General features: G+C 70.7%; 15 protein-coding genes. 6 read left to right on the top strand and 9 right to left on the bottom strand.

The features are described from left to right. Window positions 1-340 precede the first annotated feature (340 nt). From exaC to ACWGO0_RS23785, 4 genes are all read right to left on the bottom strand, one after another. Entirely contained in the window at window positions 341-1,864 is a 1,524-nt protein-coding gene (exaC, locus tag ACWGO0_RS23800) for an acetaldehyde dehydrogenase ExaC (protein ID WP_453538465.1), read from the bottom strand. A gap of 115 nt (window positions 1,865-1,979) precedes the next feature. Then, on the bottom strand, window positions 1,980-3,233 hold the full coding sequence (locus ACWGO0_RS23795; RefSeq protein WP_453538462.1) for a GAF domain-containing protein: 1,254 nt from the start codon (window positions 3,231-3,233) through the stop codon (window positions 1,980-1,982). A 123-nt stretch (window positions 3,234-3,356) separates the two neighbouring features. Then, a complete protein-coding gene (locus ACWGO0_RS23790; RefSeq protein WP_453538459.1) occupies window positions 3,357-3,938 on the bottom strand; it encodes an N-acetylmuramoyl-L-alanine amidase in 582 nt (193 codons plus the stop codon). Between the two features lie 131 nt (window positions 3,939-4,069). Continuing rightward, window positions 4,070-5,428 (bottom strand): esterase-like activity of phytase family protein, encoded by a 1,359-nt coding sequence (locus tag ACWGO0_RS23785; protein ID WP_453538456.1) that lies wholly within the window; start codon window positions 5,426-5,428, stop codon window positions 4,070-4,072. 253 nt (window positions 5,429-5,681) lie between these two features. On the opposite strand from ACWGO0_RS23785, the gene nadE reads away from it, so the two are divergent. Beyond that, entirely contained in the window at window positions 5,682-6,512 is an 831-nt protein-coding gene (gene nadE / locus ACWGO0_RS23780; protein ID WP_453538453.1) for an ammonia-dependent NAD(+) synthetase, read from the top strand. A 109-nt stretch (window positions 6,513-6,621) separates the two neighbouring features. Here nadE and ACWGO0_RS23775 read toward each other — a convergent pair whose 3' ends face one another. Both ACWGO0_RS23775 and ACWGO0_RS23770 read right to left on the bottom strand, forming a co-directional pair. After that, complete coding sequence (locus ACWGO0_RS23775) at window positions 6,622-7,983, bottom strand: SWIM zinc finger family protein (RefSeq protein ID WP_453538450.1); 1,362 nt, start codon at window positions 7,981-7,983, stop codon at window positions 6,622-6,624. Further along, a complete protein-coding gene (locus ACWGO0_RS23770; protein WP_453538447.1) occupies window positions 7,980-10,892 on the bottom strand; it encodes a DEAD/DEAH box helicase in 2,913 nt (970 codons plus the stop codon). Before ACWGO0_RS23770 ends, ACWGO0_RS23775 begins: the two co-directional genes overlap by 4 nt. Window positions 10,893-11,150: 258 nt before the next feature. On the opposite strand from ACWGO0_RS23770, the gene ACWGO0_RS23765 reads away from it, so the two are divergent. Together ACWGO0_RS23765 and ACWGO0_RS23760 are read left to right on the top strand one after the other, a co-directional pair. Next, window positions 11,151-12,239 (top strand): acyl-CoA desaturase, encoded by a 1,089-nt coding sequence (locus ACWGO0_RS23765; protein ID WP_453538444.1) that lies wholly within the window; start codon window positions 11,151-11,153, stop codon window positions 12,237-12,239. An 81-nt stretch (window positions 12,240-12,320) separates the two neighbouring features. Then, the gene (locus ACWGO0_RS23760; protein ID WP_453538441.1) at window positions 12,321-12,503 is read left to right on the top strand and encodes a hypothetical protein; all 183 of its coding nucleotides are present in this window, start codon (window positions 12,321-12,323) and stop codon (window positions 12,501-12,503) included. Window positions 12,504-12,611: 108 nt separating this feature from the next. On the opposite strand, the gene ACWGO0_RS23755 is transcribed toward ACWGO0_RS23760, so the two are convergent. Then, a complete protein-coding gene (locus ACWGO0_RS23755) occupies window positions 12,612-13,481 on the bottom strand; it encodes a hypothetical protein (RefSeq protein WP_453538438.1) in 870 nt (289 codons plus the stop codon). 174 nt (window positions 13,482-13,655) lie between these two features. On the opposite strand from ACWGO0_RS23755, the gene ACWGO0_RS23750 reads away from it, so the two are divergent. Continuing rightward, the gene (locus tag ACWGO0_RS23750) at window positions 13,656-14,561 is read left to right on the top strand and encodes an oxygenase MpaB family protein (RefSeq protein WP_453538533.1); all 906 of its coding nucleotides are present in this window, start codon (window positions 13,656-13,658) and stop codon (window positions 14,559-14,561) included. Here the strand turns inward: ACWGO0_RS23750 and ACWGO0_RS23745 are convergent. Next, entirely contained in the window at window positions 14,541-15,071 is a 531-nt protein-coding gene (locus tag ACWGO0_RS23745) for a PadR family transcriptional regulator (protein WP_453538435.1), read from the bottom strand. The two genes, ACWGO0_RS23750 and ACWGO0_RS23745, sit on opposite strands and share 21 nt — an antisense overlap. Before the next feature lie 107 nt (window positions 15,072-15,178). On the opposite strand from ACWGO0_RS23745, the gene ACWGO0_RS23740 reads away from it, so the two are divergent. Beyond that, entirely contained in the window at window positions 15,179-15,952 is a 774-nt protein-coding gene (locus ACWGO0_RS23740) for an alpha/beta fold hydrolase (protein ID WP_453538432.1), read from the top strand. A gap of 39 nt (window positions 15,953-15,991) precedes the next feature. On the opposite strand, the gene ACWGO0_RS23735 is transcribed toward ACWGO0_RS23740, so the two are convergent. Further along, window positions 15,992-16,591: a class I SAM-dependent methyltransferase gene (locus ACWGO0_RS23735; protein WP_453538429.1), complete on the bottom strand. Its 600-nt coding sequence runs from the start codon at window positions 16,589-16,591 to the stop codon at window positions 15,992-15,994. Window positions 16,592-16,752: 161 nt separating this feature from the next. On the opposite strand from ACWGO0_RS23735, the gene ACWGO0_RS23730 reads away from it, so the two are divergent. Then, on the top strand, window positions 16,753-17,568 hold the full coding sequence (locus ACWGO0_RS23730; RefSeq protein WP_453538426.1) for an MHYT domain-containing protein: 816 nt from the start codon (window positions 16,753-16,755) through the stop codon (window positions 17,566-17,568). The last annotated feature ends 36 nt before the right edge of the window (window positions 17,569-17,604 follow it).

Raw genomic sequence — 17,604 nt, 5'->3', positions numbered from 1 at the left:
GGACGGTTCCGCCAAACAAGCGGGGGACCCATGATCTTCATTGTTTCCACGGTGGTTGTCCTCGCGGCCGTAGGTGTGGGGTGCTTGGTCGTACTGCGGCACAGAGGTGGTTCGGGGGAAATCGGGGCACTGCAGCGTGGGGCATCGGACCAGGGACTCGCACAAGGGCTGGGCATGACCCCCAGGGCATAGGTACCACCCCGTACGGGACAACCTTCGAAGCGTGTTGCTGAACGCTCCGAACTCGGCATTTCCCATGTATGCGTGAGGTGTTGAGAGTCGAGGCGTTGTGGGGGCGCCTGGCAGGTAAATCACCTGCTCAGGCGCCCTTCTTGGGTGTCTAGAAGAAGCCCAGCTTCTTCGGCGAGTACGACACCAACAGGTTCTTCGTCTGCTGGTAGTGCTCCAGCATCATCTTGTGGTTCTCCCTGCCGATTCCCGACTGCTTGTATCCGCCGAACGCCGCGTGCGCAGGGTAGGCGTGGTAGCAGTTCGTCCAGACGCGGCCCGCCTTGATGGCCCGGCCGGCGCGGTAGGCCGTGTTGACGTCGCGGGTCCAGACTCCCGCGCCCAGGCCGTACAGGGTGTCGTTGGCCGTGCTGATGGCGTCGTCGAAGTCGGTGAACGAGGTCACCGCCACCACCGGGCCGAAGATCTCCTCCTGGAAGACCCGCATCCGGTTGTCGCCCTCGAAGATCGTCGGCTGGACGTAGTAGCCGCCCTCCAGGTCGCCGCCGTGCTCGATCCGCTGACCGCCCGTCAGGATCTTCGCGCCTTCCTGCTGACCGATGTCCAGGTACGAAAGGATCTTCTGCAGCTGGTCGTTGGACGCCTGCGCGCCGATCATCGTGTCGGTGTCCAGGGGGTGGCCCGGCACGATCTGTTCCGTACGGGCGACGGCCGCCTCAAGGAACTCGGCGTAGTGCCCCCGCTGAATCAGCGCGCGCGAGGGGCAGGTGCACACCTCGCCCTGGTTGAGGGCGAACATGGTGAACCCTTCGAGCGCCTTGTCCCGGAAGTCGTCGTCCGACGACCACACGTCGTCGAAGAAGATGTTCGGGGACTTGCCACCCAGTTCCAGCGTCACGGGCTTGATGTTCTCGGAGGCGTACTGCATGATCAGCCGGCCCGTCGTCGTCTCGCCGGTGAAGGCGATCTTCGCGACGCGCGGGCTCGACGCGAGCGGCTTGCCCGCCTCCACGCCGAAGCCGTTCACGATGTTGACCACGCCGGGCGGCAGCAGGTCGGCCACCAGCTTCAGCCAGAAGTGGATGGACGCCGGGGTCTGCTCGGCCGGCTTGAGGACCACCGCGTTGCCCGCGGCGAGCGCCGGAGCGAGCTTCCACGTGGCCATCAGGATCGGGAAGTTCCACGGGATGATCTGGGCGACGACGCCCAGCGGCTCGTGGAAGTGGTACGCGACGGTGTCGTCGTCGATCTCGCTGAGCGAGCCCTCCTGAGCGCGCAGCGCACCCGCGAAGTACCGGAAGTGGTCGATGGCCAGCGGGATGTCCGCGGCGAGCGTCTCCCGTACCGGCTTGCCGTTCTCCCAGCTCTCGGCGACGGCCAGCTCCTCCAGATGCGCCTCCATCCGGTCGGCGATCTTGTTGAGGACATTGGCCCGGTCGCCCGCCGCTGTCGCTCCCCAGGCCGGGGCCGCGGCGTGCGCGGCGTCCAGGGCGCGTTCGACGTCCTCCGCCGTACCTCGGGCGATCTCGGTGAAGGGGCGGCCGTTGACGGGGCTCGGGTTCTCGAAGTACTGGCCGCGCGCCGGCGGGACGTACGCGCCGCCGATCCAGTGGTCGTAGCGCGACTCGTACGAGACGATGGCGCCCTCGGTGCCCGGCGCAGCGTAACGGGTCATCTCTGTGGCCTCCCGGATCCGGTGCCGCCCGCCGTTGGACGGCCCTCGGCGCGAGGCTAGGGAACGTAACGTTGCAACCTCGTTGCGTCGCCGCCCCGTTATCCGTACTGCTCCGCTATCCGCGCTGCTCCGCGTCGAGCCCCCGCACCCTTGCCAGGAGAGCTGCGCGCCGACCCGCCGGAACCGCCCCGGCCAGCGCCTGCCACACCGGGAGGTCGTCCTCGCCCCACGGGCTGTACGCCCAGTCGGCCAGCAGCCCCGGGTCGTTCCGGGCGATCAGCGCCGCGCGCAGCTGGTCGGCGATCCGGTGCCGCAGCCGGACCACGGCGGGCGCCTGCGAGCCGGGCAGCAGTGGTCCCGCGTACGCGCCGAGCGCCGCGGCCACGGCGCCCGAGCCCAGCCTGCGTGCGACCGTGTCGAAGTCCGCGTCCACCGGCGCCGCCAGCCGGTACGGACGCGAGTGCAGCAGTCCGGGACCCAGCAGCCGCCGCAGCCGGGAGAGTTCGGCGCGCAGCGTCACCGGGGTCACCGACTCGTCCTCGTACAGCTCCACGAGCAGTTCCTCGCCGCCGATGCCCTCCGGGTGGCGGGCCAGCGCCACCAGGATCTCGCTGTGCCGCCTGCTGAGCCGGACCTTGCGGCCGCCCGCGATCAGCAGGGCCTCGTCCCGGCCGAGCGCGTCGAGCTGTACGCGGTCCCCGGCCGGTGGCGGTGCGAGCAGGGCGAGCTGGCTCTCGGCGGCGCGTGCCACGGCCTGCACGAAGGCGAGGCTGTGCGGATGCGCGAGCCGGTCGCCGCCCGTGATGTCGACCGCGCCCAGCACCCGGCCGGTGTGCGGGTCGTGCAACGGGGCCGCCGCGCACGTCCATTGCTGGACCGGCCGCAGGAAGTGCTCCGCCGCGAACACCTGGACCGGGCGGTCCACGGCGATCGCGGTGCCGGGCGCGTTGGTGCCCGCCACGGACTCCGCCCAGCGGGCGCCCTCCACGAAGTTCATCAGCCCCGCGCGCCGCCGGGCCGCCGCATGCCCCTCGACCCACAGCAGCCTGCCGTGCGCGTCGCACACGGCGAGCAGATGTTCCCCGTCCGTCGCGTACGCGCCCATCAGCTCGCGGATCACCGGCATCGCACGCGCCAGCGGATGACCGGCCCGGTACGGTTCCAGGTCGTCCGCGCTCAGGTCCATCAGGTCCGCGCCGTCCGGGCTCACCCGCGCCCGCGCCGAGCGCCGCCAGGATTCGCCGACCACGGTGCGTACGGGACGCTCCACCCGCCCCGCCGAGGTGAACACCTCGTGTGCGTGGCGCAGTTCGTGAAGCCGTTCACCGGGATCGGCATCGGCTGCCAGGGCCACCCAGGGGTCCGTCAACTCACCCTCCCGTCCAGGGGCGTCGTGCCTCCCCATCGTCGTCGCAGTCGGCGTCCGCGACAACCACGGTGCGGAGAGTAATCGCCCGCGCCCGCGAGCGGGGGTCAGGAGAGGCCGACGGGGTCAGGAGAGATTGACGAGGCGTATGTAGCGCACCCAGTCCCAGTTGCTCCCGGGGTCGGTGTGGTCGCTGCCCGGGACCTGGTGGTGGCCGATGATGTGCGCACGGTCCTTCGGGATGCCGTGACGGTCGCACACGTTCGCCGTGAGCCTCGCCGAACGCTCGTACATGGAGTGGGTGAAGTACGCGGGCTCGTCCACCCAGCCCTCGTGCTCGATGCCGATGCTGCGGGTGTTGTAGTCCCAGTTCCCGGCGTGCCAGCCGGTGTCCTTCTCGCGCACGCACTGCGCGATGTACCCGTCCGCCGAGCGCACCACGTAGTGCGCCGAGACCTGCTTCGCCGGATTCTGGAAGATCCCGACCGTCTCGCCGAACGTCTGCTGGGCGACATGGATGACGACGAAGTCGACCGGAGAGGAGGAAGGCCGGTTCGAGGCCGTGTAGTTGGAGGGGGAGGCCGGTGCCCAGGCCGCGTGCGGATAGTCCGTCTCGCCCGTCGACGCGGCCACCGCGCGTGCCGAAGCGGGCAGCAGAGCCGCAGCAGCGGTGACCGCCGCCCCCTGGAGGATTCTTCGGCGGTCCATCAGCACTCCAGGTGACAGGGGGACAGGGGACAGGGGTCGGGGTCGGCGCCGCGGTAACAGTGCGGCCGTCTCCCGCAGATGACGATGGAGCCCCTGGTTCGGTTCCCTCCTCGCGCGCCTGCCGCCAGACGTCAGCCGCGAAGCGGGCGAGGCAGCTTCAGCAACGTCACCGAGGTCTCGATGCCGCTGTCCACCAGCCGGCCGTTCGCGTCGAAGGCCTCGGCGCCGTCCGTCATCCCGAAGTCGTTGTCGTTGATCAGCGCGAGGGTGTCACGACCTGTGACCGCCACGCCCTCGATCTTGCCGGGGATGCCCTCGATCGTCCCGAGGTCCACGACGAGGCTCTTGCGCAGGACCGGAACCCCCGCCGCCGAGGGGTCGGTGAGCTCCTCGTACGAAGGCGAGGCCGCCGGGTCGTCCCAGGCCGAGCCCAGGATGCCGGAGCCGCGCGGGAGCGTCACACGGTGCAGCCGCGCCGCCTTGTCGGTGCGCTCCTCGACCAGCAGGGTGTTGCGGCCGAGCGCGACCACCGAGGAGATCTTCAGCTCGGAGGTGTCGTCCTCACCGGGGTCGACGACCTCGACCGCGTCGAAGCGGTAGGCGTACTCGGCGGTGACCGCCTGCTTCTTCGTGGAGAAGCGCAGCAGCCGGACATGGCGCGAGCTCTCGCCCGCCTCCTGGTCGGGGAGCGAGAGCGGGCTCTGTACGGCAAGCACCAGATCGCCGCCGGGCAGCAGGGCGAGGCCCTCGAATCCGCGGTTGATCTTGCGGTTCAGGAGAATGCGGGGCAGCGCCTCGACCACCGGGTAGCCGGCACCTTCCAGCCGGAGCCCCTCCGGGACGTACCGGGCCAGGACCCGGCCGCGCGACGAGACATGGACGAGGGAGGGCCCGTACTCGTCGACCAGCCAGAAGGAACCGTCCGCCGCGCGGACGATGCCCTCGGTGTCGAGACCGTTCGGGTTGTACGGGAGTGCTGTGCGCGCGTCATGTCCGTACGGGGCCTCGTCACGGCCCTGCTGGTTCGGCAGGCCGGTGACGGGGGCTCCGGACGATGTCGTCAGGGGAATGGCCTGGAGTACGTCGATCCGGTCGCCGTTGACGCGTACCTTCACGATCGCGGGGTCGAAGCCGGGCACGGGGAACGTACGCCGCTTCTTGCCGTCGATCTTGATCTGGCCGTTGGGGCCCCGGTCCGTGACCGTCCAGAACTCGCCCTTGCGGCCCGCCGGGTAGATGTCACTGCCGATCCCGCCGAGCTTCACGTCACGGTCGTCGTCGACCGAACCGGGCAGCAGGCCGTTGCTGAACCCGGCCAGCGGTATGTCGCCGAGGACCGCGCTGCCGGTGACCCGGGCGGTCTGCCCGGCGTTCTCGTGCTGCCCGGGACGGTCCTGCGCACCGGTCGCCGTGGTGGCCACGCAGAGCGTCCCCAGCAGAGCGAGCGGCAGCCCCGCGGTGAGGGAACGACGGACGGTACGCGCGGACATGGTGCCTCCAGATGCACAAACGCTCCGACGAGCGTCAGGCTGATGCGCAAGCGCTCGGACGAGGGTCAGGGTCCGCCCTCGCCCTCAACATTCCGTGACGTCCGGTTGAAGGTGAGGACAGCACCTCACGAACGGGGGCCCGGCTCACCGGCCGATCCGGGCCGACCACCCCTGATCCGTCGGACACCCCCTGGATAGGGTGGCTGCGACCGCACAACCTGTACGTGAACACGAACCGGAACAAGGAGCAGACGTGAGCGAGCCGGCGTCCATCGCCCTGCAGCAGGAGATCGCCCGGGATCTCGAGGTCGCCGAGACCTTCGAGGCCGAGCGGGAGATCGAGCGCCGGGTTGCCTTCCTCGCCGAGCGGCTGACCTCCACCGGTCTGCGCTCCCTGGTGCTCGGCATCAGCGGTGGCGTCGACTCCACCACCACCGGCCGCCTGTGCCAGCTCGCCGTCGAGCGCGCCCGTGCCGAGGGTCACGAGGCGCGGTTCTACGCGATGCGGCTGCCCTACGGCGTCCAGGCCGACGAGCACGACGCTCAGCTCGCGCTCTCCTTCATCCGTGCCGACCAGGTGCTGACCGTGGACATCAAGCCCGCCAGCGATGCCGCGCTCGACGCCTCGCTGGCCGCGGGCGTGAGCTTCCGCGACGCTCATCACCAGGACTTCGTGCACGGCAACATCAAGGCCCGGCAGCGCATGATCGCCCAGTACGCGGTGGCAGGCGCGCACAGCGGCCTGGTCGTCGGCACCGACCACGCCGCCGAGGCGGTCTCCGGCTTCTTCACCAAGTTCGGCGACGGCGCGGCCGACCTCGTTCCGCTGACCGGCCTGACGAAGCGCCGGGTGCGTGCCGTCGCTGACGTGCTGGGCGCCCCCGCCGAGCTGGTGTGGAAGGCCCCGACGGCCGACCTGGAGTCCCTCGACCCGGGAAAGACCGACGAGGAAGCTCTTGGTGTCACCTACGACGACATCGACGACTTCCTGGAGGGCAAGCCCGTGGACGAGCGCGTCTTCGAGACGATCGTCAGCCGCTACCGCCTCACCGACCACAAGCGTCAACTGCCCCTCGCCCCGTAGGACCCCCGTAGGACCCCCGTAGGAGCCGGCAGCAGCTGTCGGCGAAGGACGCGGCCGGTCCCGAGGCCGGTCGCGCCCTTCCAACCAGTCAGGCCGGTTCCGGTTCCGGTTACGCCTCGGGCAGGGCACCCGCCAGCGCCCCCGACGGGTCGTTGTCCGCAGGCCCCACCGGCATCCACCGTCCCCGCTCCTTGCGGTACGGCCACCAGCGCCCGTCAGGCCCGTACCGGAGCTGAACATCGGCGCCGGCGACCGTCCACCGGCTGCGTCCGGCCCTCAGCCGTGGCCGCTCGCCCTCCTCCCACGCCTCGGCGAGCTGCGTGCGGGCCCGCGCCAGGGACTCCGGGTCCGGCTCCCACTCCTCGTCGAGGACGGCGAGCGCGGCGGGCCCGCCGTACTGCCAGGCGCGCACGGCCGCGTCGAGGTCGGCCCGCTGCCGCCCCGCTCCCGCGGCGATACGGGCCGTGATCCACGACTCGGGCCGGCTGTCGGCGGCCAGTCGCACCGCGTCCTGCGCGACCGTCAACTCCCCTGGAACCGGCTGCTGTCCGTGACCGTCGGCCAGCGCCTCCGCGAGCAGCCGGCAGGCACGTACGGCGCTGTCGGTCACCAAGAACTCCAGCGCCGCCGGATCGATGCCCGGCGCCGGGCCGGCCTCGGTGTCCAGGGACGGCGCCTGCCCCGGCTCCGAGGGCAGCACGGGAACGGCGGGCAGCGGCGGCAGGATGTCCCGCGCGGCGAACGCCTCCCGCGCCCCGACACCGGCCCGCCTACCCGCCCCGGGCCGTTCCCGCGCCTCCTGCGCACCGGGCGCGTCCCGCACGGCCCGGGCGGTACTCCGGGCCTGGAGCTCGTCGAGAAGCCGGCGCTCACTGCGCCCACGCATCAGGAGCAGGACGAACGGGTCCTGGTCCAGCAGCCGCGCCACCTGGTAGCAGAGCGCCCCCGTGTGCGGGCAGTGGTCCCACGCCTCGCAGGTGCACTCCGGCTCCAGGTCCCCGATCCCCGGCAGCAGATCCACTCCGGCAGCCGCCGCGTCCTCCACCAGATGCGGTGGCATCTCACGGTCGAGCAGCGCGGCGATGTGCCCCGCCCGGTCGACAGCCATGTCCAGGAAGCGGTCCCACTCCTCCTCGCTCAGCTGCTGGAGCAGCACATCACTGCGGTACGCGGTCGAGTCCCGGTCCTGAACGACCGCGGTGATCCGCCCGGGCCGTACGGAGACCGCGCCGACCCTGCCCTCGCGGGCCAGCCGGCGCCCCTTCTTGAGCTGCTGACCGTCGAGTGCCGTGTCCTCGAGGGCCTTCAGCCATGCCTGGCCCCACCAGGACGTCGCGAAGCCGCGGCCCGGGGAGGGCGGCAGGGCGGCGAAGGTGCGTTCCGGTTCCTGTCCCGCCGGGATGCCCTGCCCCTCCTGCCCGTGGCTGCCCTGCTCCTCGTAGTCGTCGTCCGCCTCGTATCGGTTGTTCATCGGGCGCCCCCTCGCAGTTCCACCAGATCGGCCAGTTCCGCATCGGTCAGTTCGGTGAGCGCCGTCTCGCCGGAACCGAGCACCGAGTCCGCGAGGCCCTGCTTGCGGGCCAGCATGTCGGCGATCCGGTCCTCGATGGTCCCCTCGGCGATCAGCCGGTGCACCTGCACCGGCTGGGTCTGGCCGATCCGGTACGCACGGTCGGTGGCCTGGGCCTCGACGGCGGGGTTCCACCAGCGGTCGAAGTGCACGACATGACCTGCTCTGGTCAGGTTCAGTCCCGTACCGGCCGCCTTCAGCGACAGCAGGAAGACCGGTGCCTCGCCCGCCTGGAACCGGTTGACCATGGCCTCCCGCTCCGCGACCGGCGTACCACCGTGCAGGAACTGGGTACGCACGCCGCGCACCGCCAGGTGCTGTTCCAGCAGCCGGGCCATCTGCACGTACTGGGTGAACACCAGCACGCTCGCGTCCTCGACGAGGATCGTGTCGAGGAGCTCGTCGAGCAGCTCGACCTTCCCCGACCGGTCCGCGATCCGGGGCCGCTCCTCCTTGAGATACTGCGCCGGGTGGTTGCAGATCTGTTTGAGCGCGGTCAGCAGCTTCATGACGAGGCCGCGTCGCGCGAAGCCGTCGGAGCCGGAGATCTCGGCCAGCGTCTCCCGTACCACGGCCTCGTACAGCCCGGTCTGTTCGGCGGTCAGCGACACCGCACGGTCGGTCTCGGTCTTCGGCGGAAGCTCCGGGGCGATGCCCGGGTCGGACTTGCGGCGCCGCAGGAGGAACGGGCGCACCAGCGTGGCGAGCCGTTCGGCGGCTCCCGGGTCGTTGCCGCCCTCGACCGCGCTCGCGTAGCGGGTACGGAAGGTACCCAGCCGGCCCAGGAGGCCAGGGGTCGTCCAGTCGAGGATGGCCCACAGCTCGGAGAGGTTGTTCTCCACGGGGGTTCCGGTGAGCGCGACGCGCGCCCGCGCTCCGATGGTCCGCAGTTGTTTCGCGGTCGCGGAGTACGGGTTCTTGACGTGCTGGGCCTCGTCCGCGACGACCATGCCCCAGTCGGTCCCGGCGAGCCGTGGCGCGTCGAGCCGCATCGTGCCGTACGTGGTGAGGACGAACTCGCCGTCGGCCAGCCCCTCAAGGGACCGTGAAGCGCCGTGGAAGCGGCGTACCGGCGTACCGGGGGCGAACTTCTCGATCTCCCGCTGCCAGTTGCCCATCAGGGAGGTGGGGCACACCACCAGCGTCGGCCCGGCGGCGGAATCGACGCCCTGGCGGTGCAGGTGCAGCGCGATCAGCGTGATGGTCTTGCCCAGCCCCATGTCGTCGGCGAGACAGCCGCCAAGACCGAGGGACGTCATGGTGTTCAGCCAGTTCAGACCGCGCAATTGGTAGTCGCGCAATGTCGCGGTGAGAGCGGGGGGCTGGCCGACCGTCTGGTTCCGGCCCGACTCCGGATCGGCCAGCCGGTCCCGCAGCTGCTGGAGCCAGCCGGTCGCCGCGACCTCGACCCGGCGCCCGTCGACCTCGGTGGAACCGGTCAGTGCGGCGCCGAGCGCGTCGATGGGAGTGACCTTGCGGTCCTGGGTCTCGCGGGCGCGCCGGGCCTCCTCCGGGTCGATGAGTACCCACTGATCGCGCAGCCGGACGACCGGTCTGCCGGCTTCCGCGAGGCGGTCGAGCTCCTCCCGGGTGAGCTTCTGGTCCCCGAGGGCGAATGACCAGTCGAAGGCGAGCAGTGCGTCGGCGGAGAGAAAGGAGGGGGTGTCCGACGCCGTGCGGACAGGCCCTTTGGCGCCGTCCTGGCCGTCCCCGGTCTCGTGGGGGTCCACGGGACCGATCACCGCGCGTGCCGTGAGCTTGCGGGCCAGCTCCTTGGGCCAGTGGACCTGGACGCCGGTCGCCGCGAGCGCCCGAGCGGCGGGCCCCAGCAGTTCGGCGATCTCCTCGTCCGCGGGGTCGACGGAGTCCGGTACCGCGGCGGACAGCAGCGGCGTCAGCGGAGGCCAGGCGCGCGCGGCGCGGCGCAGCGCGAGGAGGGCGTCCATCCGGGCCCGTGGGCCGAAGGCCGCGGCCGTCGGAGCGGTGCCTGCCCAGACGTCCGCCGCATCGGCGACGAGCGTGGGATCGCTGACGCTGTGGATCTGCAGAACGGCGCGGAACGACGGCCCGGCGGCTGCCCCGTCTCCCATTCCGCTCGTGCTTTCCGACGGCTTCCCGATACCGGAGACTTCGATCCGCAGGGACAGTCGTACGCCCGCGTCGTGGCCGGCCGCCACATCGGCCGCCCACCCGCGCTGATCAGCACATTTCTGTGGCTCATCGGCCGTGAAGGCAGGGCTGCCGGTGGCGAGCGCGGCGGCGGGGGTACGCGGAAGGCTGTCGGCCACGGCGTCCAGGAATGCGCGCAGGAGCCCTTCCGGTTCTGGCAGCAGGACAGGCTCGGCCGACTCGTCGAGCGGCACGGCGTGGGCGGTGGGCGGCATCGCCGCGGCGAGCGTCCGGATCCGTTCGAAGTCCTCTGCCGTCAGCGGGCCGGCCCGCCAGGCGTCGTGGTCGGTGGCGCTCAGCCCCGGCAGGAGCAGTCCACGGGCGCCCAATTGCAGTGCAAGCAGGGCGGCGGCGCCCCAGAACGCGGTGGCGGGGGAGGCGTGTCCGCTCGCCCGCGCCCGCGTGAGTACCGGAAGAGCCTCCCGTACGGACAGGAGCAGCGCCGGTACCGCGTACGGTTCGGCGTCCGCCCCGACGACGGTCAGTTCCCGCGGAATCCCGGGGGCCGCGGGAGGGGTGCTACCGTCCGGGTTCCAGAACGCGATCAGGCCGGTACGGGCCGGATCTGCGGGGAGGAAGACTGCGGAGCAGCGGGACAGTTCAGAGATCTCGGAAAGCGTTGCCGCAGGAAGCCTGTGCACAGCGATGTCAGATTCCTCAAATTTGACTAGTGGGGCCGGGGTCGCCGAGGGTACTCCACCCGAAGCACCTTCCGGGAGAAATGCGCTGTGATTCAGGTCACTCATTTCTGCCTTCAGGGACTCGTGGTGTAGCCAGCACCACCACCGGTGCCGGGGGCATGCCCCCGGTATGGCCGGGTGGTGGCGCCATGGCTGCCACGGGCCTCCCATCCGTACGTTTCATGAGGTCAGAGCAGATGCCCAGAGACCGGAGACGTCATGCCCCAGGCGGTAGCCACCGTTGCTGAACACGCTCGCGACGGAGCGGAGGTGCCGGGCGACTCCGCGAGCCTCGGCAGCTCCACTGGTTCCGGGACCACCGGGAGCGATTTCGCGCCCCTCCTGCGGGCCGTCAAGAGCCAGGGACTCCTGGAGCGTCGTACCGGCTGGTACGCGGCGGGCATCGCGGTCAACTTCGTCGCACTCGGAGCCGTGATCACCGGTCTGGTCCTCCTCGGCAACACCTGGTGGTCCCTGCTCCTGGCGCTGCCGCTGGCCCTCGTGTGGTCCCGGATGGCCTTCGTCGGGCACGACGCCGGCCACTCCCAGATATCGGGCAACCGCAAGGCGAGCCGGAACATCGGGCTGGTCCATTCCAACCTGCTCCTCGGAATGAACGAGGCATGGTGGAACGACAAGCACAATCGCCACCACGCCAACCCCAACCACATAGACAAGGACCCCGACGTCGGCGTCGGGGCGCTCGTGTGGACGCAGAAGCAGGCGGCACAGCGAGAAGGCTTCGCACGCTGGCTCACGCGCAACCAGGCGCGGCTCTTCTTCCCGATGCTGCTGCTCGAAGGCATCGCCCTCAAGATCTCCGGCTTCCAGTTCCTGCGCAACCAGCCCGTGCGTGACAGGGCCGTATCGGGCGTACTGATGGTCAGCCACCTCGCTCTGTACGCGACACTGCTCCTGACCACCATGTCGCTCGGCAAGGCCGTCGTCTTCGCCCTCGTGCACCACGCGCTGTTCGGCCTCCACCTGGGCATGGCCTTCGCGCCGAACCACAAGGGCATGGAGATGCCCGACCCGGACGGCGACCGCTGGGGCCACCTCCAGCGCCAGGTACTCACCTCGCGCAACGTCCGCGGCTCCGTCCTCACCGACTGGTTCCTCGGCGGGCTGAACTACCAGATCGAGCACCACCTCTTCCCGAGCATGCCCCGCCCCCACCTCCGCCTCGCCCAGCCCCTGGTCAAGGCCCACTGCCAGGCGATCGGCATGCCTTACGCGGAGACTGGACTCATCGAGTCCTACCGGCAAGCGCTGACACACATGCACGAGGTCGGCGAACCGCTGCGATAGGCGGCGGTTCCCAGGAACCGATGGACGCGTAGATGCGTTCTCACAGCAGGAGCGGCTCCGGCCGCGAAGGAGGCGTGGACCATGTCCAACGGTGCAAAGATCGCCATCGGGGGAGTCGTCGCGGCAGCCATCCTGTGGCCGCTCATCGGATTCTGGTGGACCCTGCTCGTGCTGATCGGGGTGCCCGCAGTGGGTTATCTGATGCTGGACCCGTCCCAGCGACGCAGGATCCGCAGGGTCGGCCGCAAGGAGATAGGACGCTGACCCGGCGCCGGTAGCCCCCGCCGCTGCGCCGCCCGCCCCGCGGGCGGCGCTTGGGCGCGCACATGGCGGGGCGGTGCGACCTTCCGTCGTCGGCTGCGGGGCGCGGTCTCAGGCCGGGCGGACGGCCATGTCGTCCAGCGTCTTCAGCAGGCCGGGCAGCTCGGGCCCGCGTCCGATCGGCAGCACCTCACCCGGTTCCTCGTCCAGCAGGACGAACGCGATGTCGTCGGTCCTGGCGACCAGGGACCAGCCCGGACCGTCGACGCGCAGGGTGCGGGCGTCGCCCGGTGCGAAGGCGGACCGGATGCGGCCGGGCGGAGGCGGAGCGGCGGCATAGGCACGCGCTTCGTCGAGAACTCTCCGGATACCGGGATGCCGGCCGGAGGGCGCGGAGCCGCTGTTCTCCGCGTCGTTCCCCGCGTCGTTCTCTACGTGGTTCTTCGCGTCGTTCCCCGCGTTGTCCTCCGCGTTGGGCTCGTCGTCGATCTGCTCGCGCCAGGCCGCCCACTGCGAGGCGACCTCGTCCGCTCCCAGGCGCCGCTGCGCGGGCCCCCAGGTCTCCGTGTCCGGCGGGGTCAGCGGGGCCGGCTCCTCGCCTCCCGCCTCAGGGTCGGGCAGCGGATCGTGCGGGGCGGGCACGCCGGGCGCGGCGACCGCGACCGCGAGCGGCCAGCCCGGCAGCGCGCAGACCACCGAGCGGTCGTCGGGCGAGAGGTCGTACTCCATGCCGCAGTCCCAGGAGGCGATGGCCACCGCGACCAGCGAGACGTCGTCGACGACCACGGTCCAACGAGCCCCGTCGCCGTCCTGGCCCAGGACCAGGCCGTACCCCTCGGCGAACGGCTCAAGGGCCAGCGCACCGCACGCGGCCACGTAGTCGTCACCCAACACACTCGGGAACTGCGCGGGCGTCAACAGCACCGCGGTCAGCACATAGAGTGCGTCGTCGTCGGCGACCGTGTCTTGCGTCCCGGCCACAGCGCCCTCCTCGTTCTCGTCATGGCTTGATCTGTCGGCGCACCTTAACCAGTCGGTAACCGCATCGTCGAGGCCCTGACAATGGAGGTGCTGCGGAGGAACATGTCCCGCGTGAGCAGCCGCGCCGCCGGTCTCCTCGCAAGGTGGGACGAGCGGCCCAAGAAGGGGGACAGCATGGCGAAGCGGTACGACCGGCTGAAGGAGATTCAGCAACTGGACCCGGAGCGGGAGTTCCTGGAGATCTACCGGCTGACCGCGGCCTTCGAGTTCCCCTGGGACATCACACGCGCACTCGAACTCGCCCTCTACCGCACCTACGCCGTGCCCAGTATCGGGCGGCTGCTGGCGGAGACGGCAGAACTGACCGACCGTTCGCAGAAGAGATACGACGACACGGCACTCCTCCTGGACACCGTCGTCGAGCACGGATTCACCAGCGAGGCGGGACGCACCGCCGTCCGGCGGATCAACCAGATGCACCGCAGTTACGACATCAGCAACGACGACATGCGCTACGTGCTGTGCACTTTCGTCGTTACGCCGAAGCGCTGGCTCGACAGCTACGGATGGCGTCGGCTCTCCGGCCACGAACTGAAGGCTTTCGCCGCCTACTACCGCACGCTCGGCGCCCACATGGGCATCAAGGAGGTGCCGCAGACGTACGAGGAGTTCGAGCGCACACTCGACGACTACGAGGACGCGCACTTCGGCTGGGACGAGGGCGCGCGCGAGGTGTCCGACGCCACCCTCGCGCTGATGGCCTCCTGGTACCCGAGGCCCCTCTCCCGCGTCGCGCGCGGGGCCAGCCTCGCCCTCCTGGACGACTCGCTGCTACGAGCTTTCCGTTACGAGAGGCCGAGTGCCGTCGCCCGCGGGCTGACCCGCGCGGCGCTGCGCCTGCGCGCCCGGGCGGTACGTCTCCTGCCGCCCCGTTCCACGGCGCACTACGCCCGCCTCAATCCGGAGATCAAGGGATACCCGAACGGCTACCAGGTCGGGGCGCTCGGTACGTTCCCGACCCCGGGCGTTCGTGGCTGCCCTGTCGCGCACCTGCGGGGGTCAGACGCGCCCGTCGAGTGACTCCAGCGTGCCGCGCAGCCACCGCAGTTCCGCTTCCGTCGTCGCCCGGGCGATCGTGAGGACGCCCCGGCGGAACGGATCGTCCAGTTCCTCCGCGCGCAGCGGCCGGTCTCCCTCGTAGAAGAAGCTCGCGGGCTCTTCGAGGAACGCCAGCCGCTGCCGCAGCACGTCCGCCTGAGCAGCCGCGTCCGGCAGATGCCGGAGGAACGCCAGGAGTACGAACCAGCGGTTCTCGTCGGTGATGTCCCCGCGTGCGGGCCCCGCGAGCCGTCGGAGCAGCTCCGCCCTGCCCTCGTCCGTCAGCGTGAGCACATGGCGAGGGGCCGCCGTGGAGCCCGGCTGCGTCTCCCGGGCCAGCAGTCCCGACTTCTCCAGCCGCTTGATCGCCGGATAGAGGGTGCTCTCCGCGACCGGCCGCACATGCCCGGTGAGGGCCGTGATGCGTTTACGCAGCTCGTAGCCGTGCAGCGGGGAGGCGTACAGGAATCCGAGGATGGCGAGCTCCAGCATGCCCGCATTCTGCCGCACGGCGGCGTACATCGCTGACGTCATACTGCGATGGCGCTATACATCGACACCGAGGTATTGTGTGCGTCCGATGCAGAGGGAGAGGGCCGATGTACGAGGCGAAGTTCGACGCGCACGGCAGCAGGATCCGGTGGACTGAGTCGGTGGCGCGGCCGGGTGGTGGCGGGAGGGCGACCGTCTATGTTCACGGTCTCGGAGCGACGTCCGCCGTCTATCACGCCCATATCGCCGCCGACGCTGCGCTCGCGGGGCGGCGCTCGCTCTTCGTCGACCTGCCGGGACACGGCATCAGTGACCGTCCCGCGGACTTCGCGTACACCCTGGAGGATCACGCCGACGCGCTGGCCGCCGTGCTGGGCGCAGCCGGTGTGCGGGGCGCGGAGCTGGTCGGCCACAGCATGGGTGGTGCGGTTGCCGTCGTACTCGCGCACCGGCGGCCCGACCTGGTCGCGCGCCTGGTGCTGACCGAGGCCAACCTCGACCCGTACCCGCCGGGGACGACCGGAGGCAGCGGCATCGGTTCGTGGACGGAGGAGGACTTCGTGCACGGGGGAGGTTTCGCCCGTGTGCTGGAGCGCGTCGGTCCTACGTGGGCGGCCACGATGCGGCTCGCGGACCCCCTGGCCCTGCACCGCACCGCCACCGCGCTGATGCGTGGCACCGATCCCACCATGCGGCGCATGCTCACGGAGTCGACGGCGGACCGGATCTATCTGCAAGGCGCCCTGAGCGGTGAACTCCTTGGCGCGGACGGGCTCATGGCCTCGGGCGTACGGGTGCTCACTGTTCCAGGTGCGGGGCACAACATCATGTTCGACCGGCCCGACGCACTGGTGGGAGCGATTGCCGAACGCTTCGAGTGAGGAGTGACGCGTCACTCGTGATACACGTGACGCGGAAGGTCAGCCGACACGTACCGCACGGACGAGGAAGCGCTCGTCCTCGTCGACGTACGTGTCCATGCGCCACCCCGAAGCGGCCAGCAGGGGACCGAGCCTCGGCTCCGCCCGCAGGTCGTCGTCGGTGATCGGGCGGCCGTGACGCGCCGCGAGCGCGGCCCGGCCGAGCGGGTGGAACAGAGTCAGCTGCCCGCCCGGCCGCACCACGCGCGCAAGCTCCCGGAGCCCCGGCCCGGGCTGTGCGAGATGCGAGATCAGACCGGCCGCGAACACCGCGTCGAGCGACCGGTCCCGCAGCGGCAGTTGTGCGACGTCCGCGAGCAGCAGGGCGCCGCTGCGGTCGCGTCCGGCCCGGACCGCGGTGTCCAGCATGGCGGGTGTGAGATCCGCGCCCAGGACCGTGCCTCCGGGACCGACCGCCTCGCGCAGTGCGGCCAGGGCGCGCCCCGTACCGCAGCCGGCATCGAGAACGGCGTCGCCCCGCCGCAGCCCGAGCGTTTCGACGGCGGCCGTGTACGCCGGGCCGTCATCGGGAAAGCGGCTGTCCCAGCCGGCGGCCCGGGCGGCGAAGAAGTCCTGCACGTGTGTGCGGTCGTCAGTCATACGCACATGATCGCGCAGTCCCCAAGTGAACGAAACGGTCAGAAGTTGTGTGCACGTTCGAGCGCTGCGCGATCGTTCGGGAACATCTCTCTGTCATATTTCAACTGCTTTCGAACTGCGCCCCTGGCGTGCGCCCCCGGGCGGACTAGCGTCCCCGATTCATGGGACACCTGGACCACGCCACCTTCGGCTGGCTTACACCCGCACTGTCGTACGCGATGGCATGCATCGGAGCCGCGCTCGGACTGCGCTGCACCGTGCGCGCGCTCAACGCGAGCGGCCGGTCGCGTCGCAACTGGCTGCTCACCGCGGCCTCCGCCATCGGCACCGGCATCTGGACGATGCACTTCGTCGCCATGCTCGGATTCGGTGTCACCGGCACCGACATCCGCTACAACGTGCCGCTCACCCTGCTCAGCCTGCTCGTCGCGATGGTGGTGGTCGGGGTCGGGGTCTTCGCCGTCGGATACGGCCGGGGCCGGCCCCAGGCGCTGCTGATCGGAGGGCTCACCACCGGACTCGGCGTCGCCAGCATGCATTACATCGGCATGGCCGCGCTGCGGCTGCACGGCACGATCCGGTACGACCCGCTCCTGGTGACGCTCTCCGTGGTCATCGCCGTCGTCGCCGCGACAGCCGCACTGTGGGCAGCGCTCAACATCAAGACCCCGGGTGCCGTTGCCCTCGCCTCCCTCGTCATGGGTGCGGCGGTCAGCAGCATGCACTACACCGGAATGTTCGCCGTCGACGTGGGGGTCGTCCCGTCCGGCAGCCAGTTGCCCGGGGCCACGGTCATGCAGTTCATCTTCCCGCTCGCCGTCGGCCTCGGCTCCTACCTCTTCCTCACCTCGGCCTTCGTCGCCCTGTCGCCCACGGACCGGGAGCGAGCCGCCTACGCCTCGGCCGAAAGGTCGGGCGCGGCGCCCGCCGAACCCGTACGCAACCCCGCGGAAGCACAAGCTGCCCCGGCCCCCTGACACCCGCCGGGCACCGCACCCGCATCTCACGCCCGG

The sequence above is a fragment of the Streptomyces sp. NPDC055749 genome (genome assembly GCF_053617235.1).
The sequence above is the reverse complement of the archived record's forward strand: the minus strand, read 5'-3'. Positions and strand labels throughout refer to the sequence as shown.

Bases quoted from the DNA above. Each gene is read 5' to 3' on its own strand.
- exaC (WP_453538465.1), bottom strand. From the start codon at position 1,864: ATGACCCGTTACGCTGCGCCGGGCACCGAGGGCGCCATCGTCTCGTAC.
- ACWGO0_RS23790 (WP_453538459.1), bottom strand. From the start codon at position 3,938: ATGGACCGCCGAAGAATCCTCCAGGGGGCGGCGGTCACCGCTGCTGCG.
- ACWGO0_RS23785 (WP_453538456.1), bottom strand. From the start codon at position 5,428: ATGTCCGCGCGTACCGTCCGTCGTTCCCTCACCGCGGGGCTGCCGCTC.
- ACWGO0_RS23775 (WP_453538450.1), bottom strand. From the start codon at position 7,983: ATGAACAACCGATACGAGGCGGACGACGACTACGAGGAGCAGGGCAGC.
- ACWGO0_RS23765 (WP_453538444.1), top strand. From the start codon at position 11,151: ATGCCCCAGGCGGTAGCCACCGTTGCTGAACACGCTCGCGACGGAGCG.
- ACWGO0_RS23760 (WP_453538441.1), top strand. From the start codon at position 12,321: ATGTCCAACGGTGCAAAGATCGCCATCGGGGGAGTCGTCGCGGCAGCC.
- ACWGO0_RS23750 (WP_453538533.1), top strand. From the start codon at position 13,656: ATGGCGAAGCGGTACGACCGGCTGAAGGAGATTCAGCAACTGGACCCG.
- ACWGO0_RS23745 (WP_453538435.1), bottom strand. From the start codon at position 15,071: ATGCTGGAGCTCGCCATCCTCGGATTCCTGTACGCCTCCCCGCTGCAC.
- ACWGO0_RS23740 (WP_453538432.1), top strand. From the start codon at position 15,179: ATGTACGAGGCGAAGTTCGACGCGCACGGCAGCAGGATCCGGTGGACT.
- ACWGO0_RS23735 (WP_453538429.1), bottom strand. From the start codon at position 16,591: ATGACTGACGACCGCACACACGTGCAGGACTTCTTCGCCGCCCGGGCC.
- ACWGO0_RS23730 (WP_453538426.1), top strand. From the start codon at position 16,753: ATGGGACACCTGGACCACGCCACCTTCGGCTGGCTTACACCCGCACTG.